Annotated in this window: 21 protein-coding genes; 14 read left to right on the top strand and 7 right to left on the bottom strand. The window is 53.3% G+C overall.

Annotated features, from left to right (window positions below; translation table 11 throughout):
- Positions 1–7: 7 nt before the first annotated feature.
- The 7 genes from C0560_RS00775 (at position 8) to coaD (ending at position 7,824) form a co-directional block, all read left to right on the top strand.
- Entirely contained in the window at positions 8–1,378 is a 1,371-nt protein-coding gene (locus tag C0560_RS00775) for an O-antigen ligase (protein WP_248859421.1), read from the top strand.
- Positions 1,379–1,524: 146 nt separating this feature from the next.
- Positions 1,525–2,508, top strand: a complete 984-nt coding sequence (locus C0560_RS00770) for a glycosyltransferase (protein ID WP_248859420.1) — start codon at positions 1,525–1,527, stop codon at positions 2,506–2,508.
- 8 nt (positions 2,509–2,516) lie between these two features.
- On the top strand, positions 2,517–3,488 hold the full coding sequence (locus C0560_RS00765; RefSeq protein ID WP_100778193.1) for a glycosyltransferase: 972 nt from the start codon (positions 2,517–2,519) through the stop codon (positions 3,486–3,488).
- Positions 3,489–3,506: 18 nt separating this feature from the next.
- Positions 3,507–5,141: a sulfatase-like hydrolase/transferase gene (locus tag C0560_RS00760; protein WP_100778194.1), complete on the top strand. Its 1,635-nt coding sequence runs from the start codon at positions 3,507–3,509 to the stop codon at positions 5,139–5,141.
- A gap of 155 nt (positions 5,142–5,296) precedes the next feature.
- On the top strand, positions 5,297–6,571 hold the full coding sequence (gene waaA / locus C0560_RS00755; protein WP_100778195.1) for a lipid IV(A) 3-deoxy-D-manno-octulosonic acid transferase: 1,275 nt from the start codon (positions 5,297–5,299) through the stop codon (positions 6,569–6,571).
- Positions 6,571–7,341 (top strand): glycosyltransferase family 2 protein, encoded by a 771-nt coding sequence (locus tag C0560_RS00750; RefSeq protein WP_248859419.1) that lies wholly within the window; start codon positions 6,571–6,573, stop codon positions 7,339–7,341. Before waaA ends, C0560_RS00750 begins: the two co-directional genes overlap by 1 nt.
- Positions 7,342–7,344: 3 nt before the next feature.
- On the top strand, positions 7,345–7,824 hold the full coding sequence (gene coaD, locus C0560_RS00745; protein ID WP_123429704.1) for a pantetheine-phosphate adenylyltransferase: 480 nt from the start codon (positions 7,345–7,347) through the stop codon (positions 7,822–7,824).
- A 1-nt stretch (position 7,825) separates the two neighbouring features.
- On the opposite strand, the gene mutM is transcribed toward coaD, so the two are convergent.
- From mutM to radC, 4 genes are all read right to left on the bottom strand, one after another.
- Complete coding sequence (gene mutM, locus C0560_RS00740; RefSeq protein ID WP_102105071.1) at positions 7,826–8,635, bottom strand: bifunctional DNA-formamidopyrimidine glycosylase/DNA-(apurinic or apyrimidinic site) lyase; 810 nt, start codon at positions 8,633–8,635, stop codon at positions 7,826–7,828.
- Positions 8,636–8,708: 73 nt separating this feature from the next.
- Entirely contained in the window at positions 8,709–8,876 is a 168-nt protein-coding gene (gene rpmG / locus C0560_RS00735) for a 50S ribosomal protein L33 (RefSeq protein WP_003024094.1), read from the bottom strand.
- A 22-nt stretch (positions 8,877–8,898) separates the two neighbouring features.
- A complete protein-coding gene (rpmB, locus tag C0560_RS00730) occupies positions 8,899–9,135 on the bottom strand; it encodes a 50S ribosomal protein L28 (RefSeq protein ID WP_002436699.1) in 237 nt (78 codons plus the stop codon).
- Positions 9,136–9,351: 216 nt separating this feature from the next.
- Complete coding sequence (radC, locus tag C0560_RS00725; protein ID WP_100778199.1) at positions 9,352–10,017, bottom strand: DNA repair protein RadC; 666 nt, start codon at positions 10,015–10,017, stop codon at positions 9,352–9,354.
- A 170-nt stretch (positions 10,018–10,187) separates the two neighbouring features.
- Here radC and coaBC point away from each other — a divergent pair, with 170 nt between their 5' ends.
- The 3 genes from coaBC to slmA all read left to right on the top strand — a co-directional run bounded on the left by coaBC (position 10,188) and on the right by slmA (position 12,549).
- The gene (coaBC, locus tag C0560_RS00720; protein WP_184957401.1) at positions 10,188–11,399 is read left to right on the top strand and encodes a bifunctional phosphopantothenoylcysteine decarboxylase/phosphopantothenate--cysteine ligase CoaBC; all 1,212 of its coding nucleotides are present in this window, start codon (positions 10,188–10,190) and stop codon (positions 11,397–11,399) included.
- Entirely contained in the window at positions 11,377–11,835 is a 459-nt protein-coding gene (dut, locus tag C0560_RS00715; RefSeq protein WP_164971809.1) for a dUTP diphosphatase, read from the top strand. The genes coaBC and dut overlap by 23 nt, the downstream gene beginning before the upstream one ends.
- A gap of 117 nt (positions 11,836–11,952) precedes the next feature.
- Positions 11,953–12,549: a nucleoid occlusion factor SlmA gene (gene slmA, locus C0560_RS00710; RefSeq protein WP_100778201.1), complete on the top strand. Its 597-nt coding sequence runs from the start codon at positions 11,953–11,955 to the stop codon at positions 12,547–12,549.
- Positions 12,550–12,609: 60 nt separating this feature from the next.
- On the opposite strand, the gene pyrE is transcribed toward slmA, so the two are convergent.
- Complete coding sequence (gene pyrE / locus C0560_RS00705; RefSeq protein WP_102105074.1) at positions 12,610–13,251, bottom strand: orotate phosphoribosyltransferase; 642 nt, start codon at positions 13,249–13,251, stop codon at positions 12,610–12,612.
- A 129-nt stretch (positions 13,252–13,380) separates the two neighbouring features.
- Positions 13,381–14,097, bottom strand: a complete 717-nt coding sequence (gene rph / locus C0560_RS00700) for a ribonuclease PH (RefSeq protein WP_100778203.1) — start codon at positions 14,095–14,097, stop codon at positions 13,381–13,383.
- Between the two features lie 125 nt (positions 14,098–14,222).
- On the opposite strand from rph, the gene C0560_RS00695 reads away from it, so the two are divergent.
- The 3 genes from C0560_RS00695 to C0560_RS00685 all read left to right on the top strand — a co-directional run bounded on the left by C0560_RS00695 (position 14,223) and on the right by C0560_RS00685 (position 17,677).
- A complete protein-coding gene (locus tag C0560_RS00695) occupies positions 14,223–15,086 on the top strand; it encodes a YicC/YloC family endoribonuclease (RefSeq protein ID WP_102105075.1) in 864 nt (287 codons plus the stop codon).
- A gap of 204 nt (positions 15,087–15,290) precedes the next feature.
- Positions 15,291–15,908 carry a trimeric intracellular cation channel family protein gene (locus tag C0560_RS00690; protein ID WP_123429706.1) on the top strand — a complete coding sequence of 206 codons (618 nt, stop codon included), beginning with the start codon at positions 15,291–15,293 and terminating at the stop codon, positions 15,906–15,908.
- Positions 15,909–16,024: 116 nt separating this feature from the next.
- The gene (locus tag C0560_RS00685) at positions 16,025–17,677 is read left to right on the top strand and encodes a phosphoethanolamine transferase (RefSeq protein WP_248859418.1); all 1,653 of its coding nucleotides are present in this window, start codon (positions 16,025–16,027) and stop codon (positions 17,675–17,677) included.
- Here the strand turns inward: C0560_RS00685 and ligB are convergent.
- On the bottom strand, positions 17,674–19,344 hold the full coding sequence (gene ligB / locus C0560_RS00680) for an NAD-dependent DNA ligase LigB (protein WP_248859417.1): 1,671 nt from the start codon (positions 19,342–19,344) through the stop codon (positions 17,674–17,676). The genes C0560_RS00685 and ligB overlap by 4 nt on opposite strands.
- A gap of 250 nt (positions 19,345–19,594) precedes the next feature.
- Here ligB and gmk point away from each other — a divergent pair, with 250 nt between their 5' ends.
- Positions 19,595–20,218 carry a guanylate kinase gene (gene gmk, locus C0560_RS00675; protein WP_100778209.1) on the top strand — a complete coding sequence of 208 codons (624 nt, stop codon included), beginning with the start codon at positions 19,595–19,597 and terminating at the stop codon, positions 20,216–20,218.
- Positions 20,219–20,240 lie beyond the last annotated feature (22 nt).

The raw sequence follows: 20,240 nt of genomic DNA, 5'->3' as shown, positions 1-20,240 counted from the left end.
CATAAATATGACAAATATTCGCAACATCCTGACGGGCCTTTTAGTACCGGCTGTACTGGCTTTGTGTTTTGTCTGGCCAATCCCGAATGACCAGCTTCCTTTTCACCGCAATGGCCTGATCTATCCCATCATCGCTGTGACTCTGGGTCTTTTTTTTAGCTCAACCTCGGCGAAGAAAAACCTTGACGTCAGCAAAATTAAGTTCGTTCTCATCGCGATATGGATATTAACGTTCTATGTCTTGATTAACGGCTTTTTTGTCGCGCCTGATATTAAAGAGATGGTATCGACGTGGGATGGGCAATGGTTGCGCCCGGTATTACTTTTCTGCGCAGGTCTGGTGTTAATCCCAGCCATTCAAACCCAGTATCCTTCTATTTCAGCCGCCCGCTATTTCACGCTGATCGTTCTCTTTTTCTGGGGCGTGGTCTGTATTCATTTACTGGATACACTCTGGCTCTACTGGCGCGACGGTGTGATCCATTGGGGCGAAACGCGGATTGTATACAACCGCACGCGTATGAGTTTCCAGGTGAACATGATCACTGGATTCCTGATTGCGGAACTGTTAGCGCGCGGCTTACTGCATCAACGTTTCTTACGCCTGAAAACGCCGTTCCTGGCCTTCATGCTGATCTGCAACCTGATCTGCACAGCGCTGGTTGATACGCGTTGGGGCACCATCGGCCTGGTCGGCAGTCTCTTCTCGACCTTTGTCCTGCTGAGCCTGCACAGCATGCGTCGTAGTCGGGTGATAATCACCGCTGGTGTGTTATTTATTATATTCATCGCGTCATTGTTGCTAGGTTACACATCCTGGAAAACCGACCCACGCTGGCAGAATCTGGAAACCGATGCTATTACGGGCTGGAACGCCCCTTTAACAAGTTTCTGTTATAACAAAACAAACGGTAGCGTTCCTCGCAACGATGAAGGCCGTGCGATGAACCATTCCAATGGTTGCCGCGCAAGCTATTTCCATCAGGGCTGGAAACTGATTGCAGAACATCCCGCAGGGATGGGGCCGCGCAAAGAAGCGTTCCGCTACGTGCTGCGCCGCGATACCCAGGACAACCGCATTAACATTCCTCACAGCCACTACGGTCTCATTGAATTCGGCATCCAGAATGGGATTGCCGGGATTGCGGGCTGGCTGATTCTGCTGGCAGGCTGCTGGTACGTTGGCTGGCGTGAATTCCGTCATGGCAATACCATGGTCGGGATGTTCTTGCTGCTGTTCACTATCGGTTTCTTCTCCCGAACCATGGTCGATCACAACCTGAAAGATCACTATCTGGAGCAATATCTACTCTTGACCGGGCTGCTTATCGGGATGTGCGCACTGCGTACGACTAAAGGCACAGAGCCCCTCTCCTGAGTACAAATATCGTGCGCCAGTGCCAGTCCGCACTGGCGCACGTATTTCCACCCGAACTCTTTAGCCTGTCGGCTGTCGAATTGCCATCGCACGTTACGGTTGAATACGCTGATCGCTGCAGCACCGCAGAATAATACGGAGTAAGCATGTCTGGAACGCCTCAATTAAGCCTCATTGTCGCCGTATATAATGGTGAATCTTTCCTGAGCGCTTTTTTTGACAGCATTAAGAAACAGAATCTGGAAAGCCTGGAATTGATCGTGGTGAATGACGGTTCCACCGATAATTCTGCGGACATTATCGCGCGCTACGCCAGTGAATTTAGCGATTTTCAGGTCATCGATCAGCCCAACGGCGGCGTCTCTGCCGCCCGTAATACCGGTCTTGCGGTCTCGAAAGGCGAGTATGTCGCTTTCCCGGATATCGACGATGTAATCTATCCCGGCATGTACCCGCGACTGCTGGAGCTCGCCTTTGCCGGAAACCTCGACGTTGCCACCTGTAACGGCACCTACATTTACGATGATGGCCGCCCGTCGAAGAAGATTTTTCCATCCGATAAGCTCGCCTCCACGGACGTTCTCGATGGCCCTATATGGCTACAAATGGCGCTGGAGTCGCGTAAATTCCTGCATGTCACCTGGTTGAATATCTATCGCCATGCCTTTATCAAAGAGCAAGGGTTTACCTTCGAGCACGGTCTGCGCCATCAGGATATTCCGTGGACAACGGAAGTGCTGCTGACCGCCAAACGCGTTCAGTATGTGGATGAAGTCTTTTACGATTATCTGATTCACTCAGCGTCGGTTTCCCATACGCCGGGCACCGACGATACGCGGATGCGCTCATCTCGCCATTACATGAAAATACTGGAGATGCTGGAGGCGATTAATCAGCGCCATCCAGAACAGGTTAAGCGCGTCCCGGCCTGTCACTGGCAAATCGCCAAAGAGGGTTTGGGCATTCTGCACAGTATTAACAATATCGAAGACAAGGCGAAAAAGCGCGAGATTACCCAGGAGCTGTTCGATCGCGGTATCTGGTCAATGATCTGGAAAAACGCGCGCGGCTTGCGTCAACGCTGGCGTCTGGGACGTCGCTACTTCCGTCTTAAAAAAATTCTCGGCTAACGGACATTATGAGCAAACTCAAACTACACGCGGTCTCCCGCGCTGATTTTATTGCTAAAAATTACGCAGATTTCCAGACATTGCTGGATAACCGCGTAAACCCGGACAGCATCCCTGAGCGTTTTTATTGTGGTGGCCGCGGCGGATGGACTTTCCAGACGACGCTGGCGCTGAAACACTATTACGGCGATGACATTGAGTGCTCGTTTGGCTCAGAGTGTCGGGCTGATGCCATCAACCTGATGCATAACGATGACTTTGGCTCACGCGTAAAACCGTGGCGCGGTGTGACCGTGGTAGCGCGTGCCGACCGTCCGCCGGTCATAGGTGCTGATGTCGTGGTGGATCAGAACCCTGAAGTCGATGGTCACAGCAATCGTATTTTCGTACCGTACTGGCCACAGCCCGGTGTAAAACCTCGCGAACGCACGGATGAAACCGTCAAAACCGTGGCCTTCTTTGGTCGCGTCGACAGCTTCCCGGAAGCGTATCGCGAAGGCAACTTCAAACAGCGTCTGGCGGAACAAGGTATCGAATTGCGCATTTCATTCGATAACTGGACGAACTACCAGGATGTGGATGTGTGCATCAGTTTCCGCAAATCGCACGATCACAAACTCGCCCGCAAACCTGCCAGTAAGCTCATCAACAACTGGCTGGGTAAAACGGTCATGGTCTGTGACGACGAGCCCTCTTACCGCGCTATCCGTGAGTCTGAACTGGACTATCTGATCGCTAAAACCCCGGACGAAGCGTTCGAGGCCATTATGCGCTTAAAAAATTCTCCTGAGCTGTATCGTCAGATGCGTGAACAGGGTGATAAACGTCTGCAGGTCTATTCCCGCGAAGCGGTTGCCGCCCGCTGGTATGCCCTGTTTGAGGATATCTGGCGTAAAGGATTGCACAATCGCCCCACACTGGTTCGCGCACTGCGCTTTGGATTTGGTAAAGCCATTCGTCCGCTGACTAAAAAGTTCTGAGTTAGATTGAGTCTGAACATGTTTAAAACATCTACACAATCATCACTCACACCGCGCCGCAATCTCCTGCGCACGCTGGTGTTGACGCTGGCTTTCCTGGTGCTGTTTTCGCTTTCCGAAATCATCATTCTGTTAAAAGACCACGTTTACCAACCCAAAGCCGGGGATATCTCGCTTTATCTGATCATTTCGCTGTTAGCGGCGGTGAGCGCTCGATTCTTCCTCACGCGCCTGCTGCTGGCGGTGACGTTTATCGTGCAGATCTCAGAAGCGGTCTACTATCAGTTTTACGGTCAATTCTATGGCCCAAGCGAAGTCTGGCTGGCGTTCGTTGAAACGAAAGATATCGCCAGCGGGATCACCGACAGCCTCGGCTCGCTGGGCATCTACTTTGCGATCATGATCGTGGCGGTTGTGTTTGCTCTGGTCTTTACCCGCCGGATGGCACCGCAGTGGCATAAATGGCTGGCAATGCCGTGCCTGCTGGCTATCGTGGTGATGTTCGCGGGCCAGTTCTACAAAGCGATCGACGGGCAGATGTATAAATTCAACCCGGATCTCCGCCACTCGCTGCTGCGTAATGGTCTGTCTGCCATGAGCTTCAGCGCCATACGCCTGATACCGGAAGCCCTTTCCGGTGAAAACCAGAGCGTCACCCATTATGAGCCGTACCAGGTTACACCGGTAGAAGGTTCCCAGGCGGGCAAATACTCCATCATTCTGGCGATTGGCGAGAGCCTGAACCCGCACCACGTTAGCGCGCTGGGTTACGATCGTGATACCACGCCGGAACTGAAAGCGCTGATGCAGCAGTATCAGGGGTCTGGTCGTTTGATCGTCTCCAACGCCGTCTCGACGCGCGTCGCCATTCCGATGCTGGTGAATAACCTGCGCGAGCCAGATAACTACGGCGCGTATAAATCGAAATCGACCAATATCTTTGCCAATGCGAAGAAACAAGGTTATCAGACCGCATTCATCTCCGCGCAAGGTCTGGAGGGGCTGAGTAACTGGATCGGCATCCACGATATTGATCTGTGGGAAGACACGCAGATCCGGCCGGCTCCTGATGTCGGCGCAGACGTTGTGCTCACACCGTCAGTGGAAAAAGCGACGCTGGACTGGAACAAACCCTTCCTGATGGTACTTAACAGTCGCGCGCCGCACATTCCTTACGAGCGCAACATTCCTCAGGGCTTCGCCAAATTCTCTTCGCCGCGCCTGAACGATGATGTTGCACAGAAGAAAAATGAGTACGACGACGCCGTGCGTTTGTACGATAAAGAGCTGGCCTCTGCGATTCGTACTACCATGGCGAAATCCAAACTGCCGGTGCTGGTGTTTATCACCTCGGATCACGGGGAGCGCGTGGGCGATGGCGGATTGTTCGGCCACTCCGTCGTTGAGATGCCGATCGCTCAGGTGCCGTTCCTCTATTTCAGCAACGACCCGGCCTATTCCATGAAGGCGATTAGCCCGCAGATCCCGCTGAACCACTTCCAGGTGGCGACGCTGATCAACAAAATGCTGGGCTACTCGGTGAGCAACCCGAATCAGAAAGACGACAGCTTCTTTATCACCGGCGGCGATATTCGCGGCCTGTCGGAGCGGGTGACCTATCATCTGAATGCACTCCCTGAAGCAGAACGTTAATTCGCAAGAGACAAAACGGGCAAGCAATTGCCCGTTTTTTTTTGGGAAAATGAATGCAACACAGCCAAATGCACGAGCAAAAACGCCAAAGAGATAGCTTTAAACCGCCTAAATGCTTAGAATTTGCCCGCCGAAACTAAAAAACGGATAATCGCTTGGAATTGTTGTATACCGCCCTGCTTTACCTCATTCAGCCACTGGTGTGGCTGCGACTGCTGCTTCGTAGCCGTAAGGCGCCTGCGTATCGAAAACGCTGGGCTGAACGTTATGGCTATTGCCGCAACAAAGTCGCCCCGGACGGTATTTTACTGCACTCCGTATCCGTCGGTGAGACGCTGGCGGCAATCCCGCTGGTACGCGCTCTGCGCCACCGCTATCCGTCATTGCCTATCACCGTCACCACGATGACTCCGACCGGCTCCGAACGCGCCATGTCGGCCTTCGGCAAAGACGTGCATCACGTCTACCTGCCGTATGATTTACCCTGCGCCATGAACCGCTTCCTCAACACCGTGCGTCCAAAGCTGGTGATCGTGATGGAAACCGAACTGTGGCCAAATATGATTTCCGCCCTGCATGCCCGTAAAATTCCGCTGGTCGTGGCGAACGCCCGTCTGTCGGAGCGTTCGGCGAAGGGCTACGGCAAGCTGGGCAGCTTTATGCGCCGCCTGCTGTCAAAAATCACGCTGATCGCCGCGCAAAACGAAGAAGATGGCGCACGCTTTATCTCCCTTGGACTGAAGCGTAATCAGCTCGCCGTCACCGGCAGCCTGAAATTTGATATTTCCGTCACGCCGGAACTCGCCGCCCGCGCAGTCACGTTACGTCGCCAGTGGGCACCGCGTCGTCAGGTGTGGATTGCCACCAGTACTCACGACGGCGAAGAAGAGATTATCCTGCAGGCCCATCGCCAGCTGCTGGCGAAATTCCCGGACCTCCTGCTGATTCTGGTCCCTCGCCATCCGGAGCGCTTCAAAGATGCCCGTGAAATGGTGCAGAAAGCCGGATTTAGCTTCACCCTGCGTAGCAGCGGCGAGATCCCGTCTGGCAGCACTCAGGTGGTGATTGGCGATACGATGGGCGAACTGATGCTGCTGTACGGAATTGCCGATCTGGCCTTCGTCGGCGGAAGCCTGGTTGAGCGCGGCGGCCACAACCCGCTGGAGCCGGCCGCACACGCGATTCCGGTGCTCATGGGTCCGCATATTTTTAACTTCAAAGATATCTGCGCTAAATTGCAGCAAGCCGACGGCTTAATTACCGTAACGGATGTGGATTCTGTCGTGAAAGAGGTTTCTACTCTGCTCACCGACGAAGATTATCGCCTGTGGTATGGCCGCCATGCCGTCGAAGTGCTGCATCAGAACCAGGGTGCCTTGACCCGTCTGCTGCAACTTCTGCAACCTTATCTGCCTCAGCGGAGTCACTAATGTCGACGCGTCTGTCGGTCATAATGATCGCCAAAAACGCCGCTGACCTGCTTCCGGACTGCCTGGCGTCTGTCGCCTGGGCCGACGAAATTGTCCTCCTCGATTCAGGCAGCGAGGACAACACCACGGAAATCGCCCGCGTTGCGGGAGCGAAAGTCTTTGTCGATACAGACTGGCAGGGTTACGGCATTCAGCGCCAGCGTGCGCAATCTTTTGCCACCGGTGACTACGTGCTGATGATCGATACCGACGAGCGCGTCACACCGGAACTTCAGCAATCTTTACAGTCCGTTCTGGCTGCGCCCCAGCCTGGCGCCGTTTACAGTATCGCCCGCCAAAACTATTTCCTTGGTCGTTTCATGCGCCACAGCGGCTGGTATCCAGACCGCGTGATGCGCCTGTATGAGCGCGAGCGCTACCAGTACAACAGCAATCTGGTGCACGAGTCGCTGGAGTGCGCGAGCGCAAAGGTCATCCCGCTGTCAGGCGATTTACGCCATCTCACCTGCCGGGACTTTGCCAGCTTCCAGCGCAAACAGCTCAGCTACGCAACCGCATGGGCGCAGGAGCGTCATCAGCGCGGCAAGAAGGCCTCGATTGCCGGAATCTTCGCCCACACGCTGGGGGCGTTTCTCAAAACGCTGATACTGCGTGCAGGCGTGCTGGATGGTAAACAGGGCTGGCTACTGGCAGTGGTGAATGCGCAGTATACTTTCAACAAATACACCGAGCTGTGGGCTTTGAACCGCGGCTACTCAGAGAAAGCGTGAGCCATGAGCACAAAAGCGATTTATCCGGGTACCTTCGATCCGATCACTAACGGTCATCTTGATATCATCACCCGCGCAGCGAGCATGTTCGATCGGGTGATTCTGGCCATTGCCGCCAGCCCAAGTAAAAAGCCGATGTTCGATCTGGATGAACGCGTCGCGCTGGCGACCGCTGCGATTGCGCATCTGCCAAATGTGGAAGTGGTGGGTTTTAGCGATCTGATGGCGAATTTCGCCCGCGCACAGCAGGCTACTATCCTGATTCGCGGGCTTCGCGCCGTGGCCGATTTTGAATATGAAATGCAGCTGGCGCACATGAACCGTCATTTGATGCCGGAACTTGAAAGCGTGTTCCTGATGCCGTCAAAAGAGTGGTCGTTTATCTCATCGTCTCTGGTAAAAGAGGTGGCGCGCCACGGGGGCGATGTGACGCACTTCCTGCCAGCGAACGTCCATCAGGCGTTGATGGATAAGCTCAAATAATTCACTTCTGGCACTGGCGGCAGTAAAACGTCGCCCGCTGCGCATGTTTCGACGCCACTATCGGCGTGCCACACACTCTGCACGGCTCCCCTTTTCGACCATACACCTGCAGCTCCTGAGCAAAATAGCCCGGTTTACCGTCGCTTTGCAGGAAATCCTTCAGCGTGGTTCCTCCTTGCTCGATCGAGCGCAGCAGGACGGCTTTAATCACCTTCACCAGCAATGTGCACTCTTGATCGGAAAGCGAAGAGGCGAGCCGATCGGGATGGATCCCGGCAGCAAACAGGGATTCACTGGCATAAATGTTACCGACACCCACCACCAGCTTGTTATCCATCAGCCAGGGTTTAATCGGGGTTTTCTTCTTCGCGCACTTCGCCTTCAGGTAGTCGGCGTTGAAATCCGAACTGAGTGGCTCAGGGCCAAGATGGGCCAGCACGTTGTGCCCTTCCAGCTCTTTGGTCCATAGCCATGCGCCAAAGCGGCGAGGATCGGTGTAACGCAACACTTTGCCGTTGCTCATCACCAGATCAACGTGGTCGTGTTTTTCGGCGGGTAACTCTTCAGTGAGAATTCGCAGGCTCCCGGACATCCCCAGGTGGATGATGATCCAGCCATCGGGTAATTCCAGCAGCAGATACTTGGCGCGACGCTGCACGCTGAGCACAGGCTTATCACTGAGAGCGTGGATCTCATCGGAAACGGGCCAGCGCAGGCGGCCATTACGGACGACAGCGTGAAGAATGGTTGCACCCACCAGATGAGGCTCAATTCCACGGCGGCTGGTCTCTACCTCAGGTAATTCAGGCATGTTTCCTCCATTGAGATACACAGAATGCAAAAAACCCCGCGATTGCGGGGTTTTTCTTCAAAGAAAACTAAAATTATTTGATTTTAGCTTCTTTGTACAGCACGTGCTGACGGACAACTGGATCGAACTTTTTCAGTTCCAGTTTTTCCGGCTTAGTACGCTTGTTCTTCGTGGTGGTGTAGAAGTGACCTGTACCAGCAGAAGAAACCAGCTTGATTTTCTCACGAATACCTTTAGCCATGATTTATTTCCTCGTTAAGTACTTAGTACTTTTCGCCACGGGCACGCAGTTCGGACAGAACTGTATCGATGCCTTTCTTATCAATAACACGCATACCTTTAGCAGATACACGCAGGGTGACAAAACGCTTCTCGCTCTCAACCCAAAAACGGTGAGAGTGCAGGTTCGGCAGGAAACGGCGTTTAGTCGCGTTCAGTGCGTGGGAACGGTTGTTACCGGTCACCGGACGCTTGCCAGTAACTTGGCAGACTCGGGACATGTCTATTCTCCAAAAATCAAATTAGCTCGAGCTTCGTATGGGGTATCGGCGCCTCGTCAGGCTTTACAGCCCGGTCATCGCGGTTCTAAGCGAACTCTCGATTGCCAGGCCCAAATGCCAAACCCGAGATTCTCAAAGGTGGCGTAGTATACGCTGACTCGACGATGTGCTCAAGTCCCGAACAGACAAAGATCCCGATGGATCGCGCGAAATGGTCTAAATCCAACCATATTCGGCAAAAGAAACATACTCTCCCCGACCGATAACTAAATGGTCAAGCACACGAATGTCCATGAATTGACAGCATTTGATGATACGCTCAGTGATCTCTTTGTCGGCTTGACTTGGTTTAGCGCAACCCGAGGGGTGATTATGCGCGAGGATCACGGCGGCTGCATTCACTTTTATCGCTTCACGCACAATTTCTCGCGGATGCACCTCCACATGACTCAAGGTACCCGAGAATAAACGGCAATGTTTTAGCACCCGGTTTTGGTTATCGAGGAAGATCACCATAAAGATCTCGCGCTCAACATCAGAAAGCTGGCTCTGCAAAAAATCCCGCGTCATTTCAGGGCTTATCAGGGGATTATCCTCAAGCATACGCACGCTGTGATAGCGCCTCGACAGCTCGGCAATCCCTTTTAGCTGGGCAAATTTAGCCAAGCCTATCCCCTCGACATGCTTAAATTCTGCAAGCTCGGCGTTGAGCAGGCCGTAGAGCGAGCCAAAATGCTCAAGCAGCTGCTGCGCCAGTACAAAAACACTCTTCCCGGACGTGCCGGTGCGCAAAAAGAGTGCCAGCAGTTCGGTATCCGTCAGAGACGTAATGCCGGAGTGCAGCATTTTTTCTCGCGGCAAGAGCGGCAATGTGAAATCCATATCCCTTCTCCCTTTTTCTTTCATCCTGACACAGGATTCGTGGCCGCTCGACAGGCTCTTATCGTTCTTGCGTAGCGCCTCGCAAAGCGAGGCACGCACAAAATCACGCCACTTTTGGGATTGTGATAAAATGCCCGCTCTCTGGTGAAACCCAACAGGAAAGAATCATGATGAGCCTGGCCGGTAAAAAAATCGTTCTTGGCGTGAGCGGCGGCATTGCCGCCTATAAAGCGCCAGAACTGGTGCGCCGTTTGCGCGAGCGCGGGGCCGATGTGCGGGTCGCGATAACCGAAGGCGGCAAAGCCTTTATCACCCCCCTGAGTTTGCAGGCAGTTTCTGGATACCCGGTCTCTGACAGTCTGCTGGACCCTGCGGCAGAAGCCGCCATGGGCCATATTGAGCTTGGCAAGTGGGCAGACCTGGTGATCCTCGCCCCCGCGACGGCTGATTTAATCGCCCGCGTCGCCGCCGGTATGGCAAACGATCTGGTCTCTACCATTTGCCTGGCCACACCCGCTCCGGTCGCCGTGGTGCCTGCCATGAACCAGCAGATGTATCGCAACGCCGCTACCCAGCATAATCTTGACGTGTTGGCCTCTCGCGGCCTGCTGATTTGGGGCCCGGACAGCGGCAGTCAAGCCTGCGGTGATATCGGCCCAGGCCGTATGCTAGACCCTCTTGCCATTGTCGATATGGCTGCGGCCCATTTTGCCCCTGTCAACGACCTGCAACATCTCAACATCATGATTACCGCGGGCCCCACGCGTGAACCCCTGGACCCGGTGCGTTATATCACCAATCACAGCTCCGGTAAGATGGGCTTCGCTATCGCCGCAGCGGCGGCAAAACGCGGGGCGACGGTCACGCTGGTGAGCGGGCCGGTCTCGTTGCCCACGCCATCGTCTGTGCAGCGAATCGACGTAACCACAGCGCTGGAAATGGAAGCCGCTGTCCAGGCGCACGCGCAAAAACAGCACATATTTATCGGCTGCGCCGCCGTTGCGGATTACCGCGCAGAAACCATTGCTGACGCAAAAATTAAAAAGCAAGGCGATGAATTAACGATAAAAATGGTGAAAAACCCGGATATCGTCGCGGGCGTTGCTGCATTAAAAATGCATCGACCTTACGTCGTTGGATTTGCCGCAGAAACGAATAATGTGGAAGAATACGCCCGGCAAAAACGTACCCGCAAAAATCTCGATTTGATTTGTGCGAATGATGTATCGCTGGCGACACAAGGATTTAATAGCGACAGCAATGCACTGCACCTTTTCTGGCAGGATGGAGAGAAAGTCTTACCGCTTGAGCGCAAGGAACTCCTGGGCCAACAATTACTGGACGAGATCGTTACCCGTTATGATGAAAAAAATCGACGTTAAGATTCTGGACCCGCGCGTTGGCCAGCAATTTCCGCTGCCAACTTATGCCACCACCGGCTCTGCTGGTCTTGACCTGCGTGCCTGTCTCGATGACGCCGTAGAGCTGGCACCGGGTGCCACTACGCTTATCCCAACTGGTCTGGCGATTCACATTGCCGACTCGTCACTGGCGGCGGTGATCCTCCCTCGCTCAGGTCTTGGTCATAAGCATGGTATCGTGCTGGGCAATCTGGTTGGGCTTATCGATTCTGACTACCAGGGTCAGCTGATGGTCTCTGTCTGGAACCGTGGCCAGGATAGCTTCACCATTGAGCCGGGCGAACGTATCGCACAGATGGTCTTTGTGCCAGTGGTTCAGGCAGAATTTAACCTGGTGGAAGATTTTGATGCCACCGATCGCGGCGAAGGCGGCTTCGGCCACTCAGGGCGCAAATAAGCCTAACAGTACGCATCTCACAGCGTAATAACGCGATAACACACCGCAAACAACAGTTTGCGGTCGCTGTGTGGATGCCAGCCGTAAAAGCGCGTATTTTCAGGGGTATTTTGTAACATGGCAGAAAAACAAACCGCGAAAAGGAATCGTCGCGAAGAAATACTTCAATCTCTGGCTCTGATGCTTGAATCCAGCGATGGCAGCCAACGCATCACCACCGCGAAACTGGCCGCCTCTGTTGGCGTATCAGAAGCGGCGCTCTATCGTCATTTCCCCAGCAAAACGCGGATGTTTGACAGTCTGATCGAATTTATCGAAGACAGCCTGATCACCCGCATCAATCTGATTTTAAAAGATGAAAAAGACACGACCGCACGCCTGCGTCTGATTGTGCTGCTGATTTTGGGTTTTGGTGAGCGCAATCCGGGTTTAACCCGCATTCTGACCGGTCATGCACTTATGTTTGAGCAGGACAAACTTCAGGGGCGCATCAACCAGCTGTTCGAGCGCATTGAAGCGCAGCTGCGGCAGGTTTTGCGTGAAAAGAAAATGCGTGAAGGCGAAGGTTACGTTACTGACGAAACCTTGCTGGCCGGGCAACTTCTGGCTTTCTGCGAGGGGATGCTCTCCCGCTTTGTGCGCAGCGAGTTCAAATATCGCCCGACGGACGATTTCGACACTCGCTGGCCGTTAGTGGCTGCTCAACTGCAGTAAATCTTATCCGGCCTACGTGATGCGTAGGCCCGGTAAGCGCAGTGCCACCGGGCAATTCACTCAAACGCCAAACGCTTCCCGATACGCCTGCACTGACGCCAGGTGATCCGCCATTTCAGGCTTCTCTTCCAGATAGGCAATCAGGTCTTTCAGCGTGATGATCGACGTCACTTTGCAGTGGTAGTCGCGCTCGACTTCCTGAATCGCCGAGATCTCGCCACGGCCACGCTCCTGACGATCCAGAGAGATAAGCACGCCAGCCAGCGTTGCGCCGTTAGCCTGAATGATCTCCATGGATTCACGGATCGCTGTTCCTGCGGTGATCACGTCGTCCACCAGCATCACCCGGCCCTGCAACGGGCTGCCGACCAGGTTGCCGCCTTCACCGTGCGTTTTGGCTTCTTTACGGTTGAAGCAGTACGGCAGGTCTCGATCGTGGTGTTCCGCTAACGCCACCGCCGTCGTGGTCGCGATTGGAATCCCTTTATAAGCCGGACCAAACAGCAGATCGAAATCAATCCCGGAATCCACCAGCGCTTCGGCGTAGAAACGGCCTAACAAAGCCAGATCGCGCCCGGTATTAAACAGGCCGGCATTGAAGAAATAGGGGCTTTTGCGCCCGGATTTCAGCGTAAATTCGCCGAACTTAAGAACCTGCTTGTTAAGCGCAAACTCAATAAACTGGCGCTGATAGGGTTTCATGGATTTGCTCCTCATCTTACTTATCATCATTTTGGTTTACGCTACATCATTCACGCCCTATCGGCAGCCGACACAGAGACGGCGCTCAGGATGAAGCATAAAAAAAAGGGCGACAACGTCGCCCTTACATCAATTTTCTAACGCCGCTTTCTGCGCCGCGACAATGGATTCGATTCCCCCTCGGGCTAACGCCAGCAAGGTAAGAAGCTCTTCGTGGGTGAACGGCTCGCCTTCTGCCGTGCCCTGCACCTCAATAATGCGACCGTCTTCGGTCATCACGACGTTCATGTCGGTTTCTGCGGCGGAGTCTTCAACGTACTCAAGATCGCAAAGGGCTTCGCCTTTTACAATCCCAACGGAGACAGCGGCCACCATCCCTTTCATTGGGTTGGTTTTCAGTTTACCGGCGGCAACCAGCTTGTTCAGCGCATCGGCAAGCGCCACGCAAGCGCCGGTGATGGACGCGGTACGCGTACCACCATCAGCCTGAATCACGTCGCAGTCCAGCGTGATGGTGAATTCGCCCAATGTTTTCAGATCCACCGCCGCGCGCAGTGCGCGAGCAATCAGACGCTGAATTTCCATCGTGCGGCCACCCTGCTTCCCTTTTGCCGCTTCGCGAGCGTTACGGGTGTGGGTCGCACGAGGAAGCATGCCATATTCGGCAGTGATCCAGCCTTGGCCCTGACCTTTCAGAAAACGCGGAACGCCTTCATCGATAGAGGCGGTGCACAGCACTTTGGTGTTACCGAATTCAACAAGCACGGAGCCTTCAGCGTGTATTGTATAGTTACGGGTCAGGGTGACGGGGCGCACCTGATTGGCGCTACGGCCTGCTGGACGCATGATGATATCTCCGGCTTGAAACGAATGTGGCTGCGCATTATACGGATTAAACGCGCTTATTCCTATCCTGAGAAAGCCCCGAAAGCTATAATCCCCCCATCTCTCCTCTAAAAACGGACATGTTTATGATTCGCAGTATGACCGCCTACGCCCGGCGTGAAATCAAGGGTAGCTGGGGTAGCGCTACCTGGGAAATGCGCTCGGTAAACCAGCGCTATCTGGAAACGTATTTCCGTATGCCGGAGCAGTTTCGCAGCCTCGAGCCGGTTGTTCGCGAACGCATTCGTGCTCGCCTGACGCGCGGTAAAGTGGAATGCAACCTGCGTTTTGAACCCGACGCGAGCGCGCAAGGGGAGCTGATCCTCAATGAAAAACTGGCCAAACAGCTGGTGAATGCTGCGAACTGGGTCAAGATGCAGAGCGACGAAGGCGAAATCAATCCTGTTGATATCCTCCGCTGGCCAGGCGTGATGGCCGCAGGAGAGCAGGATCTGGATGCAATTACCACTGAAATTCTGGGTGCGCTTGATGGCGCATTAGATGATTTTATCGTCGCCCGTGAAACCGAAGGTCAGGCGCTGAAAGCGATGATTGAGCAGCGTCTGGAAGGTGTCAGCGCAGAAGTCCTGAAAGTACGCGCGCACATGCCAGAAGTCCTCCAGTGGCAGCGCGAGCGCCTGCTTGCCCGGCTCGAAGATGCAGAAGTTCAGCTGGAAAATACCCGTCTGGAGCAGGAACTGGTCCTGATGGCCCAGCGTGTTGACGTGGCCGAAGAGCTGGATCGTCTGGAAGCGCACGTCAAAGAGACCTACAACATTCTGAAGAAAAAAGAAGCCGTGGGTCGTCGTCTCGATTTCATGATGCAGGAATTCAACCGCGAGTCGAACACCTTGGCATCCAAATCAATCAACGCCGAAGTGACCACATCTGCGATTGAGCTGAAGGTGCTGATTGAGCAAATGCGCGAGCAGATTCAGAACATTGAATAATCGCCAGGGTAGCTCAACGTGAGCTACCCATTACTTTTTCTCATGCTGATAATTCCTTCTCATTCAAAAAAACCTTTCACTCTACTGATAAAATACTCAGCGATTAATTAGTTTAACTAAGCCAAATCGGCTCACTTTAGAAAATCTCAATCGTGATCTAAGCCACAAAAGGCTACTCTGCCACCAGTTTTTCTGGAGGCGATAATGCTTTTACACATTCTCTATCTGGTCGGTATCACCGCTGAAGCCATGACCGGTGCGCTGGCTGCTGGGCGCCGTCGTATGGACACCTTCGGTGTCATCATTATCGCCACCGCTACGGCACTCGGTGGAGGATCTGTCCGTGATATCTTGCTGGGACACTATCCACTCGGTTGGGTCAAACATCCTGAGTATGTTGTGATCGTTGCTGTCGCCGCGGTTCTGACGACGATTGCCGCCCCTGTGATGCCTCATCTGCGCCGTCTGTTTTTGGTACTGGACGCATTAGGGCTGATCGTGTTTTCCATTATTGGTGCGCAAATTGCGCTGGATATGGGTGAAGGCCCGATCATTGCCATCATCGCCGCTGTGGTCACGGGCGTGTTTGGCGGTGTGCTGCGCGATATGTTCTGTAAACGCATTCCGCTGGTGTTCCAGAAAGAGCTCTACGCTGGCATTTCGTTCGCCTCAGCCGTGCTGTACATTGCGCTACAGCATTATGTGTCGAGCCATGATGTTGTCGTCATTGCCACCCTGCTGTTTGGTTTTACCGCGCGCATGTTGGCGTTGCGCCTAAAACTTGGGCTTCCGGTGTTTCATTACACCCATGACTCGCACTAAGTAACGTAATAGAGAGGCAACAAGTATTAATCAGCACGTTTCGTAGGCTTATATTAAATCGAAAAACGATTACAATAACCGCCTGTAACCGTCCTGGAAATATGCGTTAAGAACCGATGTCACTTGCTAAAGCCTCTGCCCTCATCCTGGATAAAAAACTCAGCAGTCATTTTTTAATCCTGTTGATGATCTCTGTATTGATACAAGTGTGGCCAGTGTACTTCACGCAGCCTGCACGCTTTGTTGTGCGCATTGCGATTTGCAATGGCCTGCTTTTACTTGGCGCGTCAGCCCTTTATCGCTACCTTCCCGGTAAAATTATTGCCTTTCTTCTTACGGCCCTCCTGACGCTTAATTTTGCGATCGCATTCAGTACCTGGAATGTTTATCAGAGCGAATTCAACACCGTTTTTGCGATGAGTATTCTGGCGACCCACGTAGCCGAAGCGAAAAGTATGTCCGGGCTGTATTTAAACAGCTTCCCTGTCATCGCGGCCTATTTTGTTATCACCTGGTATGCCATTAAGTCACTGAGCGAAAACCTGTCAGACAGGGCAAAAATCATCAGCTTGGTGTTGTTGGTGGGCTATATAGGCTGGTATTCAACTGCTAACTGGTTGAAAAAACGTAAAGACCTGGAAGTTTATTACCCGTTGAGTGCACGCATCCTGACGAACACGCCATTTTACACAGGCTCGGAATTTATTATTGCCCACCGAGATAGCGCACTGGCTGAAAAAATTAGCCAGAAGCAAGTGCACTATCCCGCCCTGCAGTACCATCAGACGGGTATCGAAAACTATGTGGTGATCGTTGGAGAATCTGCTCGCCGCAGTAATATGCAGCTTTATGGTTTCAACCAGGAGACCACGCCAGTTGAATCAGCGTATGCAAAGAATGCTCTGATCTTTACCCACGCTATTGCTCCGGCGTCAGCCACGGTGCTGGCAGTCCCAATGATACTGAGTAAAGCCGATCCTGATAACTTTACGGTCGACAAACTCGCCGACAATATCGTCAGCATTGCCAAAAAATCTGGTTATTACACGGAATGGATCAGCGCGCAGGGCAACTCAGGAAAGAGTAATAATTATATTGTCGCGATTGCCTCTGCGAGCCATAAAGCACAGTGGATTAACACGCAGTATGACACCGAACTTTTACCTGCCCTGGATGAAGCGCTGAAAAAACCGGGTAAGAAATTCATCGTATTGCATATTAATGGCAGTCATGAGATGGCGTGTGACCGCTATCCCGCGTCCGCTCAGGTACTCAATACGGGAAATAAGTACGAAGATTGCTACAACAATGCGATTCGCTTTACCGACGCATTTATTGGTGAGGTGGCAAAACGCCTGCAAAATAGCGCCTCTTCTCTTCTCTATTTCTCCGACCATGGGCTGGAAAAAAACCCACAGCTGGAATCCATCTACATGCATGGCTCACGTAATCCTAGCAAAGAGGCGTACGAAGTCCCGCAGTTTATCTGGTACAGCCAGCCCGCGCTCTCCAGCCAGCAACGTCAACTGGGCTGGGTACCAGGATACTGGTCCACCGCAAACAATTATTGGCTTATGCTGAGTTGGCTTGGCATCTCCACGGGCGCTGAGAACTGCCGTTCGGTTCTGGAAACCTGCTATCAGGAATCAACATTGCTTCCGGTAATGGACGGTGGTCGACATATCTTCGACTACGACCAGCTTCGGGATACTTTTAGCTCGCCAGACAAAAAAACACCATGGCGTAAGGCTAAGGCCGGTTCGCTCTAAAACCCCTGGATGCCTTGCGTTCGCAGCCAGACTGCCATAGCCGCGATAGCTGGATCGTGAAAAAACTCGACCAGCTTTCGTGCTTTCTCCGGGCCGATACCGGGAAGCAGGCGCCAGCTCACCGCCTCTTTGTCGCGTAATTGCTGCCATGAATGTTCTGTCAGCGCTTTTGCTGCAGCTTGCGGCAGCGGCACACTTAGCGCACCAATCCATCGCATAAAAGGCTGATGACGCACCCGCTCAAAACGATGCCATAGCTGTAATCCCCGCGAAGCATTTAAGCCTGGCGTATTCTGGAGCTGCTCCTGAGTCAGCGACAGCCAGGAGAAAATATGTTCGAAATGATGAGCCTGATGTAATAGCCGCCAGCCTGACTCACCCAGTCCTTCGATATCGAGTATTTGCTTCGAACTCAGCCAGACTAACCGGGCAAAAAACTGTTCCAGACATTCTGGCGACGCATAAAAGCAGGTCAGCGGGCTAAAATGTGAGGACGGTGGCGTCGGTTTTACACGGTCAACTCCCCGCCACACAACCTTATCCAGCCGGGGTATGCCCTGCCCCGCCAGACTCACCAGTACCTGATCGCCAGGCGCGATATCCAGCGTCCGCCAGCGCCCTACGGAACCGAGACTCACTCGCTGTACCCGTTTGTCATCCAGTTGCACAGGTTCAAGAGAGGCGACAACAGAGATCTTGCCCGTTCGCCCAACGGCAAACTGAATGGCTTTAACCTCGGCAAGCTGTGAGACCGGCGAATACTTCCATGCAACGACCCAGTCTCCTGCTCCAGGCTGCCAGTGCTCACCCGTAGGTTCGATTGCGGAACGCACCACAATGCCGTCCGTGGCAAAGGGCAAAACGGATGTCAGCCAATCGGTTTTGTTTTGCTCCACCTCTTCTGCGGTTCGGACTGCGCGCGTATAACGCCCGGTCAGAGAAAACCCCGCTTTCGCCAGTTCAGCGACACGCTGCGGCATTGAAGAGGGGCCATCGGGCCAGGCCCAGATAAAAACGCCGATTTTATCCAGCGTCGGCTTGCCACTCTGGCGCATCATCATGCCAGCGACTTTAGCGCGCGCATTCATTCCCCCTTTCTGCTGCTGGATATGCCCTTCGCTGCGTAAAAACAGTTCGCCCTGCAAAATACTGTCCGCCAGTGCTCCCTGCAGAGTTAACGGAATCGACGGTATTTTTTGCACCTGCGCCGTCCAGTCCTCTCCTTTCATTCCATCGCCACGACTAATCGCCTGCACTAACTTGCCCTTGCGATAGATCAGCGTCACCGCCACACCATCTACTTTCGGCTGCACCCACAGATCGTGGTGCGCTTTCATCCACTGGCGTAACTCATTAATCCCCACAACCTTATGCACACCCGTATGCGCAATAGGGTGTTTCACCGTCCCACTGGCAGGTGGGATATCATCGGAAGTGGGTTCGTTGTTGAAGCAAAAGCGCCATTGCGCGAGCCGCGCACTAAGCTGATCGTAAACCTCATCGCTGACCTCGCTTTTCCCCTCCTGCCAGTACGCCTCACTCCAGCGGGCGATCTGCGCACTCAGTTTTGCCATTTCCTGATCTGCTTTAGCATGCGACCAGGCGGGGCAAACCGCCATCACGCAGCCATTCCACAGCATCAATACCAATCCAGCCCATTTCCACATCGCGATACCTCCCTGTTTTGCGAAAGGTATAACCCTGCTGTTTTAACCTGGCTAGCGGCAAAACCACGATTTACGAGCCTGCTTCCGCGTTATGTTCTGATTGCAGCAAACGGCGGGTAAAACCGGAAAACGATACGCAAAAATCAACAATCCCGAGGAAAAAGTGTGACAAAGACTACGTCACAGAGCAGTGACGTGTATAATAAGCCCGTATGTAGGACTTCTTCGCTAACACATACAAAAGACTCTCATGGCTCAAGGCACGCTTTATATTGTTTCTGCCCCTAGTGGCGCGGGTAAATCCAGCCTGATTCAGGCGCTGTTAAAAACCCAACCGTTGTACGATACGCAAGTTTCGGTTTCTCACACCACGCGGGCACCGCGTCCGGGTGAAGTACACGGTGAACACTATTTCTTTGTGAATCACGATGAATTCAGAACGATGATTGGCAGAGACGCGTTCCTTGAACACGCTGAAGTATTCGGAAATTTCTACGGGACATCCCGTGAAACCATCGAGCAGGTCCTGGCAACCGGCGTCAATGTGTTCCTGGATATCGACTGGCAGGGCGCACAGCAGATTCGTGCGAAGATGCCGCAAGCGCGGAGCATCTTTATTCTGCCGCCGTCGAAAGATGAGCTTGACCGTCGCCTGCGTGGCCGCGGCCAGGACAGCGAAGAAGTTATCGCAAAACGTATGGCGCAGGCAGTTGCAGAAATGAGCCATTACGCCGAATATGATTACCTTATTGTGAATGATGATTTTGATACTGCCCTGGGCGATCTGAAAACCATTATTCGCGCAGAACGTCTGCGTATGAGCCGCCAGAAGCAGCGACATGACGCATTAATCACCAAACTGTTGGCAGACTGAACCCACATTCAGTATCATGCCC

Origin of the sequence: Lelliottia sp. AC1 (genome assembly GCF_023278595.1) — a bacterium.
Taxonomy (GTDB): domain Bacteria; phylum Pseudomonadota; class Gammaproteobacteria; order Enterobacterales; family Enterobacteriaceae; genus Enterobacter; species Enterobacter nimipressuralis.
Note: the sequence above shows the minus strand (reverse complement) of the source record. Positions and strands in the feature narration are given on the sequence as shown.